Here is a 21,607-nt window from a genome sequence, read left to right on the forward strand (position 1 = left end):
TTCTAAGTGTAGAACATCAGTAGGTGATGCCCGGCGGATTGACTTCGGAGCGCGCGACGCCTTCGCCCTGCTCACCCCAGCGCGCCAGCACCTGCTGATACTCCCCACGCTGAATCGCCCCATCGAGCGCGGCCTGCAGGGCATACACCAGTTCGTTGCCCTTTTTGGTGGTGGTCGCAACATAGGCTTTTTTCGGCCCAAGCCCCACTACCCGGGTTTTGCCCGTCAGCGCCGCTTTATAGGAAGAAACTGACTGCGGGCCGAAAAACACATCCGCACGCCCGGACTGAATATACAAATTGCCGGAAGCGTCATCCGTCAGATAGACCGGCAGCGCCGCCTCGCGCCCGGCCTTTTTGTTCTCCTCGTTCCAGCCGAGAAGAATGCGCTCCTGATTAGTGCCGGAGCCGACAATCACCTTTTTACCCGCCAGATCTTCGGCGTTTTTGATCGTCTGCACGTCGCTGGTGGATTTCACCGAAAACGCCAGTGAATCGACGCGATAGGTGGCAAAATCAAACTTCTCTTTACGCTGCTCGGTCACCGCAATGTTCACCAGCGCCACGTCGTAACGCCCGGAGCTGATCCCGAGCGGCCAGTCTTCCCAGGCGGTCGGTACCAGTTTCAGTTTTAACCCCAGACTCCCCGCCAGCAGCCGGGCGATATCCGGATCGCTGCCAATGCGGGTGCGATTATCGCTGGCAAGCAGCGCCAGCGGCGGCGAATTAAGGGCAGAAATGGCCACCGTCAGCGTACCCGGCTCGACAAATTTATAGCCCTGCGGGATCTTCGCGATCGCCGCCTGATCCACCGTCACCGGCAGCGGCTGTTCATTAGCCTTTAAATCAATGCTGGCCTGGCTCACTGAAACGACGCCCAGCAGCGCCAGCAATCCGTATTTCATACCCTCTCCTTACAGCACTTTCGACAGGAACTGACGCGTTCGGGCGTGGGACGGACGGTTTAATACCTCGTCGCTACTGCCCTGCTCGACAATTTTGCCATCGACCATGAACACCACCTGATCCGCCACTTCGCGGGCAAAACCGATCTCATGCGTCACCACCACCAGCGTAGTGCCGGATCGGGCCAGTTTTTTGATCACGTCCAGCACTTCGCCCACCAGTTCCGGGTCGAGAGCCGACGTCGGCTCATCAAACAGCATCACCCGCGGGCGCAGGGCCAGCGCACGGGCAATGGCGATGCGCTGCTGCTGGCCGCCGGAAAGATGACGCGACCAGGCGTCGGCTTTTTCACGTAGACCGACCACATCCAGCAGGCCGTACGCCCGCTCTAACGCCGCTTTACGGCTCAGCTGCTTATGCGCAATCGGCGCTTCAATCAGGTTTTCCAGCACCGTGAGATGCGGGAAGAGGTTAAAGTTCTGGAACACGTAGCCGACGTTGACGCGCTGCTTGAGGATCTCTTTCTCTTTCAGCTCATAGAGTTTGTCGCCTTGACGGCGATAGCCGATGTAATCTCCGTCAATCTGGATAAAGCCTTCATCGACGCGCTCCAGGTGGTTAATGGTGCGCAGCAGCGTCGATTTACCGGAGCCGGACGGGCCGAGGATCACCGTCACCGAACCGGGCGGGATCTCCAGCGAGACGTTATCCAGCGCCTTATGGCGACCAAAGAATTTACTGACGCCGGTAATCGAAATATGTCCTTCAGGAGAGGCTGGCATGGATAGGCTCCTGTGATGGGGTAACGGAACGGGTGCGCTGACTGGCGCGAGACTGATTCACCGCCGAGCGGCGTTCGCTGCGGGCAAGACCGCGCTCCACCACATGCTGAATGACCGACAGCACGGTGGTGATCACCAGATACCAGGCCGCACCAACCATCAGTAGCGGGATCACTTCCTGCGTGCGGTTGTAGATCATCTGAATGGTGTAGAACAGCTCCGGCATGGCCAGGACGTACACCATGGCGGTGCCTTTGGCGAGGCTAATAATCTCATTAAACCCGGACGGCAAAATGGTGCGCAGCGCCTGCGGCAGAATAATGCGCACCGTGCGGCGCCAGGCCGGCAGGCCCAGCGCGGCAGCCGCTTCGTACTGACCATGATCGACGCCTAAAAAGCCGCCGCGAATGATTTCAGCGGTGTAAGCGCTCTGCACCAGCGTCAGGCCAACCACGGCGGTAGAAAACTGCCCCAGCACGTTGATGGTCTCAAATTTGCCCCAGGTTATCTGAGTAAAAGGCACGCCGAGGGAGAGCGTGTCGTACAGATACGAGAAGTTGTAGAGAATGATCAGCACCACAATCAGCGGCAGTGAGCGGAACAGCCAGATGTAGCCAAACGCCAGGGTGCTTAACAGCCACGACGAAGAGAGTCGCGCCAGCGCTAACATGCCGCCCAGCACCACGCTTAACGCCGTGCCGATTAAGGTCAGCAGCAGGGTTTGGCCCACCCCTTCCAGAATCACCGGATCGAAGAACCAGCGTGCAAACACGCCCCACTCCCAGCGCGGATTAAAGGCCACCGACTGAACGACGACCGCCAGCACAAACAGCGCGGCAATCGCTCCGACGGTGCGCCAGGGATAGCGCGCCGGGACCACTTTGATGGTTTCAACGTTGTTGTTCATCGTCGTTCCTCATGCGGATTTACTGAACGCTTCGCGAACCAGCGTTTTGGTGAAGCGCAGACGCCCGTCAAAGGGGGGCTGGCTGTACTCTTCCGGATCGCGTTCGAGATCGAATTGCGGCGCGTAGCCCTGGCTTAGATAGAGCCTCACCGCTTCCGGTTGACGAAAACCGGTAGTGAGATAGATACCGCTGTACCCCGCCAGCACCGCCCTGCGCTCCAGCTCCTGCACCACGCGCGCGGCCAGCCCCTGCTGGCGCAGCGTTTTGTTTGTCCAGATGCGTTTGATCTCGGCGGTGTGCGCGTCAAAGGGTTTGTACGCGCCGGTGGCGATGATCTCGCCGTCGCGCTCAAGCACGATAAACAGCCCCTGCGGCGGCAGATACCACTCGGTCAGTTCGATTTCTGCGTCTTTGGAAAAGTAGTCGCCGTAGCGGGCGGCGTACTCTCCGAACAGCCCGTCAATGATGGGCTGAAGATCGGCATCTTCCGGCGAAACGTCGCGAAACAGATCGCTCATGTGACCTCCTTAGTCGCCCAGCCCGGCCGGGTTCACTTCTGAGTTCGGAATACGCTCGACACCTTCGCCCCAGCGGTTGAGCACCTTGTCGTAATCCCCGTTTTTAATCACACCGTTGAGCGCCGTTTGCACCGGTTCTACCAGCCCGGAGCCTTTTTTCAGCGTTACGGCGATGTGCGCCGCTTTCGGCCAGCCGCCATCCACGCTGCCCACCAGTTTGGTTTTGCCAGTCAGGGCCGCTTTCCACGCGCCAATCACATTCGGCCCGAAGAACGCATCAGCCCGCCCGGACTGCAACGCCAGGGTTTGCGCCGCGTCGTCTTTGGTGTAGACCGGGGTGAACGGCTTTAGCCCTTTTTTGAGGTTTTCCGCGTTCCACGCCAGCAGGATCGCTTCCTGATTGGTACCGGAGCCGACAATAATGCGCAGCCCGGCGATGTCTTCAGCCTTCTCAAGGGATTTAATCGGGCTGGTCGATTTGACGTAGAAACCGAGGGAGTCTTTTCGGTAGGTGGCAAAATCGAACTTCTCTTTGCGCTCTTTGGTCACCGTGATGTTGCTGATCGCCGCGTCATATTTTCCGGATGCCACGCCGAGTGGCCAGTCCTCCCAGGAGGTCGGGACCACGTTCAGCTCCAGCCCGAGGCTGTCGGCCACCAGACGCGCAACATCCACTTCGCTGCCCAGCAGGGTTTTGTTGTCATCGGAGAACACGGTAAGCGGCGGCTGGTTCAGCCCCGCCACGGCAACGGTGAATTTCCCCGGCACCGCAAAGCGATAATCCTTCGGCAGTTGCGCCACGGCATCGCCGTTTTTGACGGTGTTCACCGGCGTTTTATTGGCCTCGATGCTCACACCGGTGCCGTTAATGTTCACATTTTCTGCCCAGACGGCAGGGGTAAAGGCCAGCGCGAGCGCCAGAACGAGCGAGGTTTTCTGCATAGCGTGTTTTCTCTTATTGTTGTGTGAACTGATTTTTTGGCTGGTCTAACCCCAGACTTTCGCGAAGCGTGGTGCCCGGATAGTCGGTGCGGAACAGTCCGCGAGCCTGCAGGAGCGGCACCACCTGATCGACAAAGCGCGGGAAGGTGTCTGGCGTACCGCCCTGAATGATGAAACCGTCTGCGGCGTAGGCGTCGAACCACTGCTGCAGGCCATCGGCCACCTCTTCCGCGGTGCCGGAAAAACGCGGGCGCGGGGATGCCGCTTCCAGCGCCACCTGGCGCAGCGTCAGGTTCCGCTCGCGGGCGTTACGTTTGATCTCATCGGTGGTACTGCGGAAACTGTTTTGCCCTAATTCGCCGATATCCGGGAAAGGTTCGTCGAGAGGATACTGGCTAAAATCGTGATGCTCGAAATAGCGTCCGAGATAATTCAGCGCGTCGTTTATCGACACCAGCGCGGCGGTGGTTTGATACTGCTCTTCCACGTCTGCGGCATCTTTTCCGACAATCACACTCACGCCCTGGAAAATATGCAGTTCATCAGCGCGGCGGCCGTTTAATTCCAGCTGAGATTTCACGTCACGATAAAAGGCTTTGGCTTCGTCCAGGGTCTCGTGATGCGTAAATATGGCGTCGGCATGTTTTGCCGCCAGTTTTTTGCCGTCTTCCGAGGCCCCCGCCTGAAACACAATCGGGCGGCCCTGCGGTGTGCGGCCAATATTCAGCGGCCCGGCGACCTGGAAGAAATCACCGTGGTGATCCAGCGTGTGTAATTTCTGCGGATTAAAGAATTGCCCGCTCGCTTTATTGCGCACAAAGGCGTCCTCTTCCCAGGAGTCCCACAGCCCTTTCACGACGTCGAGATACTCATCGGCGATGCGATAGCGCAGTGCGTGCTCGGGGTGTTTTTCGCGGGAGAAGTTTTTCGCTGAGCCTTCCAGCGGCGAGGTCACCACGTTCCAGCCCGCGCGCCCGTTGCTCAGATGGTCGAGGCTGGCAAACTGCCGCGCGACGGAAAACGGCTCGCTGTAAGAGGTCGACAGCGTTCCGACCAGCCCCAGGTGCGAAGTCATGCTCGCCAGAGCGGATAAAACAGTTAACGGCTCAAAGCGATTCAGAAAATGCGGGATCGACTTTTCATTAATATAAAGTCCATCGGCGACGAATAAAAAATCGAGTTTCCCCTCTTCCGCCTTTAACGCCGTCTCTTTGACGAAATTAAAATTAATGCTGGCATCAGCCACGGCTGCCGGATGACGCCAGGCGGACATATTTCCCGATGCGCCATGCAATATGGTTCCAAGACGCAATTGTCGTGTTGCAGACATAGTCACCCCTTACTGGTTAAATTTGATGTAATGCTTTTTCTGCAAGCTGCGAGAAATAGTGCGCGGCGGGTTCGATTAAGGCCTCGTCCGGATTAAAACCCGGATGGTGCAAACCGAAAGGACTGTTGCTGCCAATGCTGACGAACGCGCCGGGAATGTGCTGCAAATAGACGGCAAAATCTTCACCGCCCATGTGCAGCTCTGCGTGCTGCGTTTCGTAACCCGTTTCGCGCGCCACGGAGGTGGCGAAATCGGCCCAGCGTTCATCGTTCACCAGCGCGGTCGGTCCGGCGTACCAGGTGATATCAATCTGCGCGTTAAAGGCGCTGGCAAAACCGGCAGCGATTTCGCCTACACGGGCTTTGACGTTCTGCTGCACTTCAATGCGATGGGTGCGAAGCGTCCCTTCCAGCTCCACGCTCTCAGGCAGTACGTTCCAGGTGTTGCCGCCTTCGATGCGCGTCACGCTCAGCACCACGGAATCCAGCGTATTGACGTTACGGCTGGCGACACTTTGCAGGGCGGTGACGAGCTGGCTGGCAAGCAGAATGGCGTCGGAGCCTTCGTGCGGACGGGCGGCGTGCGCCCCTTTACCGGTCACGCGGATCACAAAGCGGTCGACGTTGGCGTAAAACGGCCCGCCGCGCGTGGCGAAGGCCCCCACCGGTAAACCGGGTTCGTTGTGCATACCGAAAATCGCGCTGACATCCTGAAGCGCACCGGCGCGGACCAGGCTTTTCGCTCCGCCAAAATTCTCTTCGGCGGGCTGGAACAGAATGCGCACCCGCCCCGGCAGCGTGGCTTCGCGGGCTTTGAGTTGCAACGCTGCGCCCAGAATCACGCTGGTGTGAATATCGTGACCGCAGGCGTGCATTACGCCCGGATTTTGCGAGCTAAATTCCACACCGCTGCGCTCCTCAATCGGCAGCGCGTCGATGTCTGCGCGCAGGGCAATCTGTTTCTGGCCCTGACCAATTTCGGCGACGATCCCGGTCTGGAGATCGTACGGCAGCACGGTGATCCCGGCCCCCGACAGCCACTGGCGCAGACGGGCGGTGGTTTCGACTTCCTGTCCTGACAGTTCAGGATGGCGGTGCAGTTCACGGCGCCAGTCGATCAGCTGTTGTCCGAGGCTCATACCAGCACCTCCCCGGCAAATTTGGCCTGCGCCAGTAAGCGCAGGGATTGCGTGCGGGCGAGTCCGTCCGCCACGGGCGTATCAATAATAAATTCGTCGATACCCCAGGTCTGGTGCAGGTTTTCCAGTTCATTGAGCACCGATTCCGGCGTGCCTTTGATCAGCGACTGGGCGCGGCGGGCAATGCGCAGCGGTTCGCTTTCGGCCTGTCGCGCAAAGGCATAGGCCTGCTCTTCGCTGGCGACCGTTACCCGCTGGCCGTTCGCCAGCTCAACGCCCCACACTTCCACTTTTTCCGCCAGCGCATCGGCCTGCGCCTGAGTCGGGGCGACGATCGCCTGAACCGCCACGATGGCGTTAAGCGCGCTGTGAGTGCGCCAGGTTTCCAGCACGTCGTGCAGGAGATTCACATCCCCGTTGAGATGGGCGGCAAAGACAAAATTCCAGCCGAGTTTCGCCGCCAGCTGCGCGCTTTCAACGCTTGCGCCGAGCAGGAATTTTTCCGCGGGCGCAGAGGGCAATGGCGTGGCTTTGACGCTGTCGTCCTGCACGTCAGTTGATGGGGTAAGCCAGCGATCGAGCTGGGTCAGCTGATCGGCAAAACTCCCCTTTTCGTCCTGATGCAGCCCCTGTTGCAGCGCGCGCGTGGAGAGCGGCAAACCGCCGGGCGCTTTCCCGACGCCCAAATCGACGCGGCCAGGGGCAATCGACGCCAGCACGTTGAAGTTTTCCGCCACTTTGTACGGACTGTAATGTTGCAGCATCACGCCGCCAGAGCCGACGCGGATGTGTTTGGTTTGTCCCAGAATCCAGGCAATGAGCAGCTCAGGCGAGGGGCTGGCCAGCTGCGCGGTATTGTGATGTTCGGCAATCCAGAAGCGGTGAAAACCCAGCGCTTCGGCCTGTTTTGCCAGACTCAGGGTACGCGCCAGCGCGTCGGCGGCCGTTTCGTTCACCGCCACAGGGCTTTTATCCAGAATGCTGATTCGCCAGGACATGTTGTGTTCTCGTTTGACTTAACATGTCGCCATTATTAAAGGGGGATTTCACCTCTGAGAAACAATTAATTTACATTTAGTTTGCCGGAAATCAGAAATGCATCCCCCTTCTGTTCATAAGCCTATCGTGCAGAACAGATTAGCCGCCGCGATCTGTCCATGTTAACGAAAGTGTATTTCGGGAGTTCAATTTCCGTGGTTTATTCATATTTCACTTAATATTTAACTTAAGGAGAGAATTTCATTCGCCATTAAAAATGGCGGCACTCTTTTTTTTGCAAATTCATTACATAAGCAATGTTTAATAGATAAAAAATAGTTAATTCAGGTGCTTTCTTGTTCACCCTGTTTTGTGGAAGAATGCGCAGGCCGTAATAAACACAACAATAACTTTTGTCTTGCCTGAATATTTTTCGGGCGGCTTTTCTGTTTTTTTGACATCACCATGGAGTTTTTCATGAGAAATAACACTCCTGTTACACAAAGCGAGTATTTACTTAACGAAGGGTCGACGCTGATGTCGACCACCAATACGCAGAGCCATATTACCTATGCCAACTCTGCGTTTATTGAAGCCAGCGGCTATAAAGAAGAACATCTTATTGGCGAGCCGCACAATGTCATTCGCCATCCGGATATGCCGCCTGACGCCTTTGGGGATATGTGGTTTACGCTCCAGCAGGGTCAGAGCTGGACCGGGCTGGTCAAGAACCGCCGCCACAACGGCGATCACTACTGGGTGCGTGCCAACGTCACGCCGGTGTATCAAAACGAAACGCTGACCGGTTATATTTCCGTGCGAAATATCCCCCCGCGCGATGAGATAGACGCCGCTGAACATCTCTATCAGCGGGTCAGAAATAACCAGCTTACCCGGCATCGTTTTTATAAAGGCTTACTGGTTCGTCGCGGGTTATTCTCTTTTCTTTCACTCTTTAAAAAAATAAGCACGGCAAAAAGAGTCAATTACGGTATTGCCGTCACCGCTCTGCTTTCGTTATTGGTATCCCTTTTATTACCGAAAGGAGTGATGCAAATCGCTGGGCTGCTGGCGCTCTTTATTGCGCTGGGGTTATATCTGAATGCGCAGGTTTGCCGCCCTCTTAAAAAGATTGTCCGCCAGATGCAACAGGTCGTTTCCGGGCGAAAACCCGCTTATTTTCATTTTGATCGTGTCGATGACGTGGGCATGATGATGCGCCTGGTCAATCAGTCGGGGCTGAATTTAAATTCTCTGGTCGATGACGTCGGAACGCAAATTGCCGGGATCAGCACCATCAGCCAGCAGGTGGCAAAAGAAGGTGCTGCGTTACAGGCGCGCTCTGAAGAGACGGCTGATGATTTGCAGCAAACCGCTGCCGCCGTGGAGGAGATTGCCAGCGCCGTAGAGCAAACCGCGCAAACCGCCGGGGAAGCAATCCATATGGCCGACCGCACCAGCAGCAGCGCCCACAGCGGCGAGACCGCCATGAAGCAGACCATCGGCATGATGCAGTCGGTCTCAAAAGATAACAGTCAGATTGTCGATATTATCGGTGTGATCGACCGAATCGCCTTCCAGACCAATATTCTGGCGCTCAACGCCGCCGTAGAAGCGGCGCGCGCGGGCGAAGCGGGCCGTGGTTTTGCGGTCGTGGCCGCCGAAGTGCGTAATCTGGCGCAGCACTCGGCCTCGGCGGCGAAAGAGATCAAAACGCTGATCGAGAAGAACGTCGCCAGCGTCAACGCCGGTGTGGCAATGGTCGAACAGACCGAAACCCACCTTACGGCGATGATTGGCAATGTGTTACAGGTGACGTCGCTGATCAAAGAGATTGGCCATGCGACGCAGGAACAGACGCTGGCCCTGACGCTGATCAACGAGTCCATTTCCCGTATCGGCGTGATGACCCACAACAATACGGGGATGGTCGATAACGTCACCCGCGCCGCGAATCATCTGACGGAGCGCACCACACGGCTGCAACAGGCGATTGCGGTATTTGGCGGTTAACGCCCCTGATACTCCTCGTCGCTCACTTTTTCCAGCCACTCCACCGGGCTGCCGTTCACGGATTCGGCGATGGCAATATGTGTCATCGCGGTCTGTGAACTGGCCCCGTGCCAGTGTTTTACACCAGGCGGTATCCAGGCGATATCGCCCTGGTTCAGCGCCTCGGCGTCTTTGCCCCACTCCTGTAACCAGCCGCGCCCCTGCGTCACAATCAGAGTCTGTCCCAGCGGATGGGTGTGCCAGGCGGTGCGCGCACCCGGCTCGAAAGTTACCGTCGCGCCGCCGACGGACGCAGGTTCCGTTGCCTGAAACGGCGCATCAATGCGCACGGTTCCGCTAAACCACGCTTCCGGGCCACGGGCTGAGGGTAACGAACCACTTCGGATAATTTTCATGTTGTCTCCTGTTTTGCTGATGCGTTAACAGTAGCGCAAACCAGTGAGCAGCATTAGACTGCATAATCAGAAAGGAACCATGAGCCAAATTCATATATCGGGAGCCTCGCCGTGCTGAAAGACAATTTCAACGATTTGTTGTCGTTTATGGTAGTCGCTCGCGAGCGGAGCTTTACCCGCGCCGCTGCCCAGCTTGGCGTGTCGCAGTCGGCACTGAGCCACGCAATGCGCAATCTTGAAGCGCGTCTGGATATGCGCCTGCTCACGCGCACCACCCGCAGCGTGGCCCCGACCGAAGCCGGCGAGCAGCTTTTTATGCGCTTAAGCCCACACCTGCTGGAGATCGAACAGGAACTGACGGCCCTGCGCGAGATGCGTGACAAACCCGCCGGGAACATTCGCATTACCGCCGGTGAGCACGCCATGTCGGCAGTGCTGTGGCCGGTGCTGAAACCCTTTATGCTGCAATACCCGGATATTCACGTTGAGGTCACCGTCGACAACGGCCTGACGGATATCGTTGATGGTCGTTTTGATGCGGGCGTGCGCCTCGGCGAACAGATCGCCAAAGACATGATTGCGGTGCGCATCGCGCCGGATATGCGGATGACGGTGGTGGGCTCGGCAGACTATTTTGCGCGCCACGGCATGCCAGAAACGCCGGAGCAGCTGGCAAACCATTCATGCATCAATATGCGCCTGCCTACCCTTGGCGGGCTGTATGCCTGGGAATTTGAAAAAGACGGGCGAGAAATACGCGTGCGAGTGGAGGGTCAGTTGACGTTAAATAACCTGCCGCAGCGGATTGATGCCGCCGAGGCAGGTCTGGGGCTGGCGTATGTGCCGGAAGATACGGTGCAGGATGCCATTGCGAAGGGCCGACTGATCCCGGCCCTGCAGGCATGGTGCCCGTATTTCGACGGGTACCACCTTTACTACCCGAGCCGCCGCCAGCACACCACCGCATTTTCGCTGCTGGTCGACGCCCTGCGTAAGACCTAACTTATTTGCCTACGCGCGCCTGAAGGTGCTGCGGGTAGCGATCGCCGACCACATCAATGCTCGCCAGCGCCTCATTAATACGGGCGAGCGCTTCTTGTGACAGCGTCACGTTCACGCTTCCGAGGTTCTCCTCCAGACGATGCAGTTTGGTGGTACCCGGAATCGGCACAATCCACGGCGCTTTCGCCAGTAACCACGCTAGCGCGATTTGCGCCGCTGTCACGCCCTGCTCGGCGGCCAGGCGCTGCACCAGATCAACCAGCTGCTGGTTGGCCTGCCGTGAGGCTTCGCTAAAGCGCGGCACCACGTTGCGGAAATCGCTGCTGTCGAAGGTGGTTTGGGCGTTGATCGCCCCTGTCAGGAAGCCTTTACCCAGCGGGCTGAACGGAACAAAACCGATGTTTAACTCCTCCAGCAGCGGCAGAATTGCCTGCTCGGGCTCGCGCCACCACAGGGAATATTCGCTTTGCAGCGCGGTGACCGGGCAGACCGCATGCGCGCGGCGAATGGTGTCGACGCCCGCTTCTGACAGGCCAAAGTGTTTTACTTTACCTTCGGCAATCAGATCGGCAATCGTTCCCGCGACCTCTTCCACCGGCACGTCCGGATCGACGCGGTGCTGATAATAGAGGTCAATCACCTCTGTTTTCAGGCGTTTTAACGATCCTTCAATCGCCGCGCGAATATGTTCAGGGCGGCTGTTAAGTACCTGGCCCGGCTGATCGCAGTCAAAACCAAATTTGGTCGCAATCACCACTTTGTCGCGCACCGGTGCCAGCGCTTCGCCGACCACCTCTTCGTTAATATACGGGCCATAAACTTCGGCGGTATCGAAAAAGGTGACGCCGCGATCTACCGCTGCGCGGATGAGGGCAATGGCCTGCGCCTTGTCCGTCGCCGGGCCGTAACCGAAGCTTAAGCCCATACACCCCAGCCCCAGTGCGGAAACCGTTAAACCATTTTGTCCGAGTTGTCGCTGTTGCATCGCTTTTCCTCATGGGTTTTCGTGATTAACGCTTTTACTGTAGAGGGAGTGGTTCATGAGCACTACAGCGCAGAAAAGCTTGTGCTTATGAATTCAGTTCATCAACGCCATTGCGCAACTATTAAGCACGCCTGATGATTAAAGCAGCAGTTAACGGGTCATTTTCTCTGCAAACTGGTCACTATTCAGCATGTTGTGATCCTCGTCTGCTCTGACCACACCATTTCATTCGATCCGTATCACTTTCAGACCGGTTATATTTTGCGTCGCTTATGGATTGCGGGTAGGATGCTTCGCCATGTTTTGCCTTATCCATACGCAGAATGACTGGAAAGGCGACATCTGGCTGCGCAGAAGCAATCGTTTGGTCTGCTGACAGCCATGTACGGGCATCCCTAAGATGATTCAGACAGGTAAACAGGTATCTCAATGAAAACAAGCAATAAAAACGCAGCCGATCATCACGCTGCGAAACGTCGCTGGTTGAACTCTCACGAAGAGGGCTATCACAAGGCGATGGGCAACCGTCAGGTACAGATGATCGCCATCGGCGGCGCTATCGGTACGGGGCTGTTTCTCGGTGCAGGCGCGCGTCTGCAAATGGCTGGCCCGGCTCTCGCACTGGTCTATCTGGTGTGCGGTATTTTCTCCTTCTTTATTCTGCGTGCGCTCGGCGAGCTGGTATTGCACCGCCCTTCCAGCGGCAGCTTTGTCTCCTATGCCCGTGAGTTTCTCGGCGAAAAAGCGGCCTATGTGGCGGGCTGGATGTACTTCGTCAACTGGGCGATGACCGGGATCGTGGATATCACCGCGGTCGCGCTGTATATGCACTACTGGGGCGCGTTTGGCGATGTGCCGCAGTGGGTGTTTGCCCTTGGCGCGCTGGCGATTGTCGGCACCATGAACATGATTGGCGTGAAGTGGTTCGCCGAGATGGAGTTTTGGTTCGCGCTGGTGAAAGTCCTGGCGATTGTGATCTTCCTGGTGGTCGGTACGGTGTTTCTCGGCAGCGGTAAACCGCTCGACGGCGGCGCAACCGGCTTCCATCTGATAACGGATAACGGCGGGTTCTTCCCGCACGGCCTGCTGCCTGCGCTGGTGCTGGTCCAGGGCGTCGTGTTTGCCTTCGCCTCTATCGAACTGGTCGGTACCGCGGCGGGTGAATGTAAAGATCCGCAGACCATGGTGCCAAAAGCGATCAACAGCGTCATCTGGCGTATCGGTCTGTTTTATGTTGGCTCGGTGGTACTGTTGGTGCTGTTACTGCCGTGGAATGCTTATCAGGCGGGTCAAAGCCCGTTCGTGACCTTCTTCTCCAAGCTCGGCGTGCCTTACGTGGGCAGCATCATGAATATCGTGGTACTGACCGCCGCGCTTTCGAGCCTGAACTCCGGTTTGTACTCCACGGGCCGTATCCTGCGCTCCATGTCGATGGGCGGTTCTGCGCCTAAGTTCATGTCGAAAATGAGCAAACAGCAGGTGCCGTACGCGGGGATTCTGGCAACGCTGGTGGTGTATGTCTTTGGCGTGTTCCTGAACTATCTGGTGCCATCTCAGGTGTTTGAGATCGTACTGAACGTCGCGGCAATCGGCATTATCGCCTCCTGGGCGTTTATCGTGGTCTGCCAGATGCGCCTGCGCAAAGCGATCAAGGAAGGTAAAGCGGCGGATGTGAGCTTCAAGATGCCGGGCGCACCGGTGACCTCGTGGTTGACCCTGCTGTTCCTGTTAAGCGTGCTGGTGCTGATGGCGTTTGACTATCCAAACGGCACCTACACCATCGCCACCATTCCGCTGCTGGCGGTGCTGCTGGTTGCTGGCTGGTTTGGCGTGCGTAAGCGTGTAAACGAAATCCACAGCACCGCGCCGGTACTGGCGGATGATGTGCAGCACGACGCGCCGTTGATTGAAGAGACGTCGCGTTAAGATTTTACAGGCCGGGCCAGGCGACACCGCCTCCCGGCAACAATAAAAAAGGAAGGCCTGGGCCTTCCTTTTTTTACCCCACAGCGCCAGATTTACGCGGCGCTACCACACTCGCTTTACAGTGCGATACGGATCACGTCGTCAGGCTGGGTGGCTTCCTGCTGACGGGTAGATTTCTGTTTCACCGTCACATACAGCGTTTTGCCGTCAGCGGAGAGCGCCAGGCTGTTCGGGAAGGTTGGCGTATCAATGGTTTTCGTTATTTTGTAGGTTTTCGCGTCGATCACGCTGACTTTGCCCGCTTCGCGGTGCGTCACGTAAGCTTCGTTGCGAGTCGGGTTAAACAGCACCGCCAGCGATTCAGGGGCAGCGATTTTCTCGATCACGCTTGCGTCCTTCAGGTTCACCACCAGCACTTCCGGTTGTTTGGAGTCGGTCAGGAACGCGCGTTGCCCTTTGGTATCCAGGCTCAGGTTCAGGTAGAAATGCTCTTTCCCGTCGTCCTGCACTTTTTTGCGGCTCAGCACTTTGTTGGTGGCCGTATCGATGGTGATCAGCTCGCCGTCGGCGTTGGTGCTGTAGAGACGTTTTGCCTGCGCATCCAGCGCCAGACCCGTGCTGAATGCGCCGGTGTTAGCAATGGTCTCTTTCAGTTTCAGGGTTTCGCCATCCACTACCCAAATCACACTCTCTTTGCCGATACCGGTGATATAGACGGTATTGGTGGTGTCATCGGCGACCAGCTCGCGCGGCTGCAGCGGCTTCACGGTTTCACTGCGCTTGCGATCGTCAAGCACCAGGCGCCCTTTCACTTCGCCGGTTTTGGCGTCGATAGCCGTTACCGCGCTGTTGGTGGTGTTACCAAACCACAGGGTCTGAGTGGCATTGTTGATGGTGGCGCCGAACGGTTTTAAATCGTTATGAATGGCCTGCGTCACTTCAAGTGTGACGGGATCAAGACGGTAAACCACGCCACCTTTATCCGTTTTGCGGCTTTGCGTGGTCGCAACCCACAGGGCATTTTCCTGCTGGCTGACCGCCATTTCGTAAGCGCCTTTACCCACCGCTTTTCGCAGCATCTCTTCTGCAGCATGAACATTAAACGACCCCGCTACCAGCAGTGAACCCAACAGCAGAGAACCACGCAGACGCGGTGAGCACAGATGACGTAATGACATGACGACTCCCTTTGATAAAAAAATGTGTAATGCCGACATTGCTTCCCTGAGACGAAGTCATCGCTTCATCCTATTTTATTGTTGAGAATAGTAATCATTATTCACCTGAATGTGGAGCCTTTGTTTCCCGTTTCGCGCCCCGCTTCGTTTTTATCTACACTTCTGTTAACGCAACGTGCTGTTAAAGTTTTCAAAACCTTTACAAAAGATTTACCATACGCACATGTGTTCCATTTGGTTCGTTTTCTTCATCAACCGGCTCTTTATTCATGAAAATCATTTCTGCCCGTCAGGCCACGCTCACCCTGTTGTGGATGCCGACGATCTTTGCCCCCGCAGCGGCACTGGCTGCACAAGAACAAACGATGATCGTCAGCGCCACGCCGCAGACCGTTTCTGAACTCGATACCCCTGCCGCGGTTAGCGTCGTGAACGGGGATGACATGCGTCAGGCCGCGCCACGCATCAACCTTTCTGAATCGCTCGGCAGCGTGCCAGGTTTACAAATTCAGAACCGGCAGAACTACGCTCAGGACCTGCAGCTCTCCATGCGCGGCTTCGGTGCCCGCTCCACCTTCGGCGTGCGCGGTATTCGCATGTACGTCGACGGCATTCCGGCGACCATGCCGGACGGCCAGGGGCAGACTTCAAATATCGATCTCTCCAGCATCGACAGCGTCGAAGTGCTGCGCGGTCCGTTCTCTGCCCTGTACGGCAATGCCTCCGGCGGCGTGATCAATATCGCCAGCCAGACCGGCCAGCAGCCGCCGACCATTGAAGCGAGCAGCTATTACGGCAGCTACGGCACCTGGCGCTACGGCCTGAAAGCCACCGGCGCAATGGGTGACGGCACCCATGCGGGCGATGTGGATTACACGGTGTCGACGACCCGTTTCACGACGAAGGGCTATCGCGACCACAGCGGCGCGCGTAAAAATCTGGCGAACGCCAAACTGGGCGTGCGCATTGATGATGCCAGCAAACTGACGCTGATTTTCAACAGCGTCGACATGAAAGCTAACGATCCGGGCGGACTGGATTACCAGGAGTGGCGCGATAACCCGCGTCAGTCGCCGCGCGCCGATCAGTACAACACGCGCAAAACCATCAAGCAGACCCAGGCTGGCCTGCGCTACGAGCGCCAGCTGACGGAGCAGGACGATCTCAGCGTGATGATGTACGCCGGTGAGCGTGAAATGACGCAGTATCAGTCAATTCCCTATCAGCCGCAGTTGAAAGAGACCCACTCCGGCGGTGTGATCGATATGCAGCGCCACTATCAGGGCGTGGACACCCGCTGGACGCATCGCGGCGAACTGCTGGTGCCCGTGACCTTCACCACCGGGCTGAACTACGAAAACATGAGCGAAGATCGTCGCGGTTACGAGAACTTCGTCATGAACAACGGCGTGCCGGAATACGGTGTGAAAGGCGATAAACGCCGCAACGAACGTAACCTGATGTGGAACGTCGACCCGTATCTGCAGACCAGCTGGCAGTTGACGCAAAAACTCTCCCTGGATGCGGGCGTGCGTTACAGCTCCGTGTGGTTTGACTCCAACGATCACTACGTGCAAGGTGCCAACGGGGATGACAGCGGCGACGCGAGCTACCACAAATGGCTGCCTGCCAGTTCTTTAAAATACGCCATCACCGATGGGTGGAACGTCTACGCTGCGGCAGGCCGTGGGTTTGAAACGCCGACCATCAACGAACTCTCCTACCGTTCCGGAAATCAAAGCGGGCTGAACTTCGGCCTGAAACCCTCCACCAACAATACTTACGAAGTGGGCAGCAAAACCCGCGTCGGCAATGGTCTGTTGACGGCGGCGCTTTTCCGCACCGATACGGATGATGAGATTGTGGTAGACGCCAGTTCCGGCGGCCGTACAAGCTATAAAAACGCCGGGAAAACGCGTCGTCAGGGCGTGGAGCTTTCCCTCGATCAGCAGTTTGCCGAGAACTGGAAGCTGAAAATGGCGTGGACGTATCTGGATGCAACGTACCGCACCAACGTCTGCTCCGACGCCGACTGTAACGGTAACCGTATGCCGGGCATCGCCCGCAATATGGGCTACGCGTCGTTTGGCTGGCAGCCGGAAGAAGGCTGGTACGCAGGCTCCGATGTGCGCTATATGAGCGATATCATGGCGGACGATGAAAACACCGCCAAAGCCCCTTCCTACACCGTGGTCGGCCTGAATACGGGCTACAAATTTAACTACGGCAACTGGGGAATGGACGTCTTCGGGCGCGTCGATAACCTGTTCGATAAGGAGTATGTCGGATCGGTCATCGTTAACGAATCCAACGGCCGCTACTACGAACCGGCTCCGGGGCGTAATTACGGCGTGGGGATGTCCGTGTCATATCGCTTTGAGTAAAATCGCAATCCGACGATGAATGAGCATAGCAACCAATCCCGCCTGACCAGGGCGGGATTTTTTTGCACGCGGATTTTCGACGCCGTTGTACAATTCACTCCCCTTTTATCAGAGAGCGTAACCAGTCAGTCTCTTTTTCTGTCGGGACAGCCAGAATGAACGGAAAATAACATTCCCGGAGGAGCAATTCTTCCGGGAAATAGTTAAAGCAGGGAATAGTTATATTAGAAAAGTGTAAAGTGATTAAACTATTACTTAACTAAAATACTGCTGCAATAAAAGCGCCGTCGATCCGTCAATGAGTTTATCAATCGCTTTATCACAGGCCACTGCATCGCCGCGCTCAAGCGCATCCAGCAGTTCATCGTAGCGATACGAGTATTTTGAAATGTCGTGTACATCTTCGTAGAGATAATTGAAGCAGGGGCCAATACGCACCCAAAGTTGCTCAATCATCGCCGTTAATGTGGGCATCTGGGCGCATTCATACAGCCTGAAGCGAAACGCACGATTGGCATGCAGGGCGCGCTGCGCCTCGCCGTTACGCATTGCAGCGTGGAATTTCTCTGCCAGATCGCGTAATTCCTGCAGCTTGCTGTCTGTCATTTTTTCACAGGCTGCCGCAACCGCCATTGACTCTAATTGCTTACGAATGGCGTTTATTTCTGTATAGCGATCGAGGGTGATCTCCGGTACCAGAAAAGCCTGTGCCGGTGTGGCATGCAGGGCTCCGGCGGAAACCAGCCGTAAAAGCGCTTCGCGAACTGGAGTAATACTGGTGCCTAATTTATCCGCAATCTCTTTGGTAATAAGCCTGGCGCCAGGTTTGAGCGCTCCGGCAATCAACGCCCCTTTCAGGCTCACCTCAACTTGCATCGTAAGGCTCAGGCGTTGTGCTTTTTCTAAATGTTCCAATTCAAGCATGTGCATTTCCTTCAGCTTAAAAAATAAGCGCTATTCATCCACTCGTTTTGACCTGAACGAGTGCCTGTCGATATATCCTGTATCTTCACACTGGTATTGGAATGACGCTAAAAAATTCAAGAACCAAAATTTATGCATTTTTTTTGCCCTCGGCTCACCGAATCCGGTATGGCCGATAGCTATGCTGGTATTATTAAAGACATTATAGTCAAACTTTAAGAATATATTATGGCGGGGATTCCCGCCATAATGAGTACCATTAGTTATCCTTCGCGACGCGTATCACCACTTTGCCAAAGTTTTTGCCTTCCAGCAGGCCAATCAGCGCCTGAGGTGCATTCTCCAGCCCGTCGATCACCTGCTCGCGATACTGAATTTTGCCCTCTTTGATCCAGCGCCCCATCTCATCCTGAAACTCCTGAATGCGATGGCCGTAATCCTGGCCAATAATAAAGCCCTGCATGCGAATGCGTTTCTTGAGCAGCGTCGCCATCAGCAGAGGCAGACGGTCTGGCCCGTCCGGCAGCCCGGTGGCGTTGTACCCGCTCACCAGCCCACACACCGGCACGCGCGCCGAGGTATTCAGCAGCGGCAGTACCGCGTCGAACACTTTACCGCCGACATTTTCGTAGTACACATCGATGCCTTTCGGACAGGCCTGTGCCAGCTGTTCGGCAAAATCGTCCGCGCGATGATCCAGACACTTGTCAAACCCGAGGACCTCAACCGCGTGACGGCATTTCTCCGCGCCACCCGCAATGCCGACCACATAACAGCCTTTGATTTTGCCGATCTGCCCGACGGTCGCCCCAACCGGGCCGGTTGCCGCTGCAACCACTAACGTCTCGCCCTCTTTCGGCTGGCCGATATCCAGCAGCCCCATGTAGGCTGTGAAACCGGGCATTCCCAGCACGCCGAGTGCCCAGGATGGCTGTTTCACCTCATCGCCGAGTTTGACCAAGCCCGTGCCGTCAGAGAGTTCATACTCCTGCCAGCCGCTGTAGCCCAGCACCCACTCGCCCGCTTTGAATTTCGAGTGGTTCGACTGCTCAACGCGGCTGACTGTGCCGCCCACCATCACCGCGCCAATTTCAACCGGCGGCGAATAGGACGGCGCATCGCTCATGCGGCCACGCATGTACGGGTCGAGTGACAGCCAGACGGTATGCAGCAAAACTTGCTCGTCCGCAGGCGTTGGGATCGGTTGCTCTTCTAAACGAAAATTGTCCGCGACCGGCGCACCCTGTGGGCGAGACGCCAGCACCAGGCGGCGGTTTGTGTTTGCAGATTGACTCATGGATCGCTCCTTATTACGCAAATGTCCTTAGAGACTAGCGCCTGTTGCCGACAACTGCCTTATCATTACGAGCCAGACTGATTCAGGCGCACCACCAGATACACGCAGGGGTTTTGCGTCTCATTGATAAAGCGGCAGTCGTTAGGTGGCCCCAGCTCCAGACAATCTCCGGCCTGCATTTCATGGCGGGTATCGCCCTCCTGAAACACCAGTTCACCGGACTGTAACCAGATAAGCTGACGCGCCAGCGCGTAGGATGACGCGGGCATCGGCACATCGCTGCCGCCGGGGAGTTCGACCTGAACCAGATCGATTGGCAAGTCGGTACGCGGTGAAACGTGGCGGCGCAGATAATGCGTTTGCGGATCGCGCCACACCGGCTGGTTGGCAAAGCGCAGCAGCTTGCCTTCCTGCATCTCAGCGCGGGCGATGAGCGTCGACATGCTGATACCGAACGCCCCCGACAGCCGCGCCAGAAGTGTTGCGGTCGGGCTGCTTTCGCTGCGTTCAATTTTGTGGATCATGGCGCGTGACACGCCTGCCCGCTCAGCAAGCTCGCTAAGCGACCAACCGCGCGATTCGCGTTCCACCCGAATTCGCGCGCTAATCCGTTGATTCATATCGTCTGGCATAGTGTTCATGACGTCATACTATAGTGTATGGACCCGATTTCAATGCCGTTGTCATAACAAAAAAATATGTCTTATGCCGTAGCGGTCTGGCGCGGCATTTGTGTAATATTGTGAGCAATACGTACCACTATAGTGAACAACCGATCCCGAGGTTCCGATGATTATCCGTCACGCCAGCAAAGAAGATTGCGCCGCCATCGGCGAGATTTACAACCACGCGGTGCTGCATACTGCAGCAATCTGGAACGACACCACCGTTGATACGGAAAACCGTATTGCCTGGTTTGAAGCGCGCACGCTGATGGGCTATCCGGTGCTGGTCAGCGAAGAGAACGGCGTGGTCACAGGCTATGCTTCCTTCGGCGACTGGCGCGCATTTGACGGTTTCCGCCATACGGTGGAGCATTCGGTCTACGTTCATCCCGACCATCAGGGTAAAGGCATTGGCCGCGAACTGATGAAAACGCTGATCGTTGAAGCGCGCGCCATCGGCAAACACGTGATGGTGGCGGGCATCGAAGCGCAAAATCAGGCCTCCATTCATCTGCATGATACCCTCGGTTTTGTCATTACCGGGCAGATGCCGCAGGTGGGCACCAAATTTGGCCGCTGGCTGGATCTGACCTTTATGCAGCTCCAGCTCGACGATCGCCACGAACCGGACGCGATCGGATGAACCAATCCCTAACGCTGGTCTTTCTGGTGGCTGCCGGCATCGGTCTGGTGGTGCAAAACACGCTGATGGTGCGCATCACCCAGTCGTCATCGACGATTTTGATCGCCATGCTGCTGAACTCACTGGTCGGTATCGTCTTGTTTGTCAGTATATTACTGATTAAAAACGGCGTGGCGGGCTTCAGCGAGCTGGCGTCCACGATACGCTGGTGGACGCTCATTCCTGGGTTGCTGGGGTCATTTTTTGTCTTTGCCAGCATCAGCGGCTATCAGTATGTCGGTGCAGCCACCACGATTGCGGTGCTGGTCGCCAGTCAGCTGATTGGCGGGCTGGTGATGGACGTACTGAAAAGCCAGGGGATCCCGCTGCGGGCGCTGATTGGCCCGGTCTGCGGTGCGGTGCTGCTGGTGATTGGCGCCTGGCTGGTTGCCAGGCGCCAGTTCTGACGTTTACAGAATCGAGCCGCCTTTGGTCAGCTGGTCGTGGCGGGCGTCGGCCTCTTCTTTATGCTGCTTGCCGTGGTGCGCAATGGTGTTACGCAGACGTTGCTGCTGAGCGTAGCGATCTTCGCGGCTCAGTTCGCTGTCTTCGCTCAGTTCGATGAGCAGTTCATTCATGTGAGTGATGACACTCTCTTCCACCGCGGCATCCACGCGCGCAATCACGTCGTCTAAATGTGACATTGTCACTCCTT

The 21,607-nt window shown here is 56.6% G+C and carries 20 protein-coding genes and 1 pseudogene; 6 read left to right on the plus strand and 15 right to left on the minus strand.

From position 1 onward, the window contains the following. Positions 1-16 precede the first annotated feature (16 nt). The 8 genes and pseudogenes from C0560_RS10985 to C0560_RS20945 all read right to left on the minus strand — a co-directional run bounded on the left by C0560_RS10985 (position 17) and on the right by C0560_RS20945 (position 7,980). The gene (locus C0560_RS10985) at positions 17-904 is read right to left on the minus strand and encodes a transporter substrate-binding domain-containing protein (protein ID WP_248858529.1); all 888 of its coding nucleotides are present in this window, start codon (positions 902-904) and stop codon (positions 17-19) included. 9 nt (positions 905-913) lie between these two features. Continuing rightward, complete coding sequence (locus tag C0560_RS10990; protein ID WP_248858530.1) at positions 914-1,687, minus strand: amino acid ABC transporter ATP-binding protein; 774 nt, start codon at positions 1,685-1,687, stop codon at positions 914-916. Beyond that, on the minus strand, positions 1,671-2,594 hold the full coding sequence (locus C0560_RS10995; protein WP_100780059.1) for an amino acid ABC transporter permease: 924 nt from the start codon (positions 2,592-2,594) through the stop codon (positions 1,671-1,673). The genes C0560_RS10990 and C0560_RS10995 overlap by 17 nt, the downstream gene beginning before the upstream one ends. Positions 2,595-2,603: 9 nt before the next feature. Next, complete coding sequence (locus C0560_RS11000; RefSeq protein WP_123427816.1) at positions 2,604-3,113, minus strand: GNAT family N-acetyltransferase; 510 nt, start codon at positions 3,111-3,113, stop codon at positions 2,604-2,606. Between the two features lie 9 nt (positions 3,114-3,122). After that, positions 3,123-5,385, minus strand: a pseudogene (locus tag C0560_RS11005) (NtaA/DmoA family FMN-dependent monooxygenase). A 16-nt stretch (positions 5,386-5,401) separates the two neighbouring features. After that, positions 5,402-6,523 (minus strand): M20 peptidase aminoacylase family protein, encoded by a 1,122-nt coding sequence (locus tag C0560_RS11010; protein WP_102103784.1) that lies wholly within the window; start codon positions 6,521-6,523, stop codon positions 5,402-5,404. Beyond that, positions 6,520-7,521, minus strand: a complete 1,002-nt coding sequence (locus tag C0560_RS11015; RefSeq protein WP_123427812.1) for an LLM class flavin-dependent oxidoreductase — start codon at positions 7,519-7,521, stop codon at positions 6,520-6,522. The genes C0560_RS11010 and C0560_RS11015 overlap by 4 nt, the downstream gene beginning before the upstream one ends. Positions 7,522-7,845: 324 nt before the next feature. Next, complete coding sequence (locus tag C0560_RS20945; protein ID WP_255409570.1) at positions 7,846-7,980, minus strand: hypothetical protein; 135 nt, start codon at positions 7,978-7,980, stop codon at positions 7,846-7,848. Here C0560_RS20945 and C0560_RS11020 point away from each other — a divergent pair. Beyond that, positions 7,979-9,514 (plus strand): methyl-accepting chemotaxis protein, encoded by a 1,536-nt coding sequence (locus C0560_RS11020; protein ID WP_248858531.1) that lies wholly within the window; start codon positions 7,979-7,981, stop codon positions 9,512-9,514. The two genes, C0560_RS20945 and C0560_RS11020, sit on opposite strands and share 2 nt — an antisense overlap. Here C0560_RS11020 and C0560_RS11025 read toward each other — a convergent pair. Continuing rightward, the gene (locus C0560_RS11025) at positions 9,511-9,909 is read right to left on the minus strand and encodes a cupin domain-containing protein (protein ID WP_100780052.1); all 399 of its coding nucleotides are present in this window, start codon (positions 9,907-9,909) and stop codon (positions 9,511-9,513) included. The two genes, C0560_RS11020 and C0560_RS11025, sit on opposite strands and share 4 nt — an antisense overlap. 111 nt (positions 9,910-10,020) lie before the next feature. Between C0560_RS11025 and C0560_RS11030 the strand changes: the two genes are divergently transcribed. Next, positions 10,021-10,911, plus strand: a complete 891-nt coding sequence (locus C0560_RS11030; protein ID WP_100780051.1) for a LysR family transcriptional regulator — start codon at positions 10,021-10,023, stop codon at positions 10,909-10,911. A gap of 1 nt (position 10,912) precedes the next feature. Here C0560_RS11030 and C0560_RS11035 read toward each other — a convergent pair whose 3' ends face one another. Further along, the gene (locus C0560_RS11035; protein WP_248858532.1) at positions 10,913-11,896 is read right to left on the minus strand and encodes an aldo/keto reductase; all 984 of its coding nucleotides are present in this window, start codon (positions 11,894-11,896) and stop codon (positions 10,913-10,915) included. A gap of 429 nt (positions 11,897-12,325) precedes the next feature. On the opposite strand from C0560_RS11035, the gene ansP reads away from it, so the two are divergent. Then, positions 12,326-13,822: an L-asparagine permease gene (gene ansP, locus C0560_RS11040; protein ID WP_100780049.1), complete on the plus strand. Its 1,497-nt coding sequence runs from the start codon at positions 12,326-12,328 to the stop codon at positions 13,820-13,822. A gap of 116 nt (positions 13,823-13,938) precedes the next feature. Here ansP and C0560_RS11045 read toward each other — a convergent pair whose 3' ends face one another. Continuing rightward, a complete protein-coding gene (locus C0560_RS11045; RefSeq protein WP_181826390.1) occupies positions 13,939-15,000 on the minus strand; it encodes a YncE family protein in 1,062 nt (353 codons plus the stop codon). 269 nt (positions 15,001-15,269) lie between these two features. Between C0560_RS11045 and pqqU the strand changes: the two genes are divergently transcribed. After that, the gene (gene pqqU / locus C0560_RS11050) at positions 15,270-17,384 is read left to right on the plus strand and encodes a TonB-dependent receptor PqqU (RefSeq protein ID WP_102103789.1); all 2,115 of its coding nucleotides are present in this window, start codon (positions 15,270-15,272) and stop codon (positions 17,382-17,384) included. Positions 17,385-17,639: 255 nt separating this feature from the next. Here the strand turns inward: pqqU and C0560_RS11055 are convergent, their stop codons facing one another. From C0560_RS11055 to C0560_RS11065, 3 genes are all read right to left on the minus strand, one after another. Then, positions 17,640-18,308 (minus strand): GntR family transcriptional regulator, encoded by a 669-nt coding sequence (locus C0560_RS11055; RefSeq protein ID WP_100780046.1) that lies wholly within the window; start codon positions 18,306-18,308, stop codon positions 17,640-17,642. A 259-nt stretch (positions 18,309-18,567) separates the two neighbouring features. Next, positions 18,568-19,605, minus strand: coding sequence for an NADP-dependent oxidoreductase (locus C0560_RS11060; RefSeq protein ID WP_248858533.1), 1,038 nt, complete (start codon positions 19,603-19,605; stop codon positions 18,568-18,570). Positions 19,606-19,670: 65 nt separating this feature from the next. After that, positions 19,671-20,246 (minus strand): helix-turn-helix domain-containing protein, encoded by a 576-nt coding sequence (locus tag C0560_RS11065; protein WP_100780044.1) that lies wholly within the window; start codon positions 20,244-20,246, stop codon positions 19,671-19,673. Positions 20,247-20,394: 148 nt separating this feature from the next. Between C0560_RS11065 and C0560_RS11070 the strand changes: the two genes are divergently transcribed. Together C0560_RS11070 and C0560_RS11075 are read left to right on the plus strand one after the other, a co-directional pair. Next, a complete protein-coding gene (locus tag C0560_RS11070) occupies positions 20,395-20,913 on the plus strand; it encodes a GNAT family N-acetyltransferase (RefSeq protein WP_248858534.1) in 519 nt (172 codons plus the stop codon). After that, positions 20,910-21,359, plus strand: coding sequence for a DMT family transporter (locus C0560_RS11075; protein WP_102103794.1), 450 nt, complete (start codon positions 20,910-20,912; stop codon positions 21,357-21,359). The genes C0560_RS11070 and C0560_RS11075 overlap by 4 nt, the downstream gene beginning before the upstream one ends. Before the next feature lie 3 nt (positions 21,360-21,362). Here the strand turns inward: C0560_RS11075 and C0560_RS11080 are convergent, their stop codons facing one another. Beyond that, positions 21,363-21,596, minus strand: a complete 234-nt coding sequence (locus tag C0560_RS11080) for a YdcY family protein (protein WP_102103795.1) — start codon at positions 21,594-21,596, stop codon at positions 21,363-21,365. Positions 21,597-21,607 lie beyond the last annotated feature (11 nt).

This window comes from Lelliottia sp. AC1 (assembly GCF_023278595.1).
Classification (GTDB): domain Bacteria; phylum Pseudomonadota; class Gammaproteobacteria; order Enterobacterales; family Enterobacteriaceae; genus Enterobacter; species Enterobacter nimipressuralis.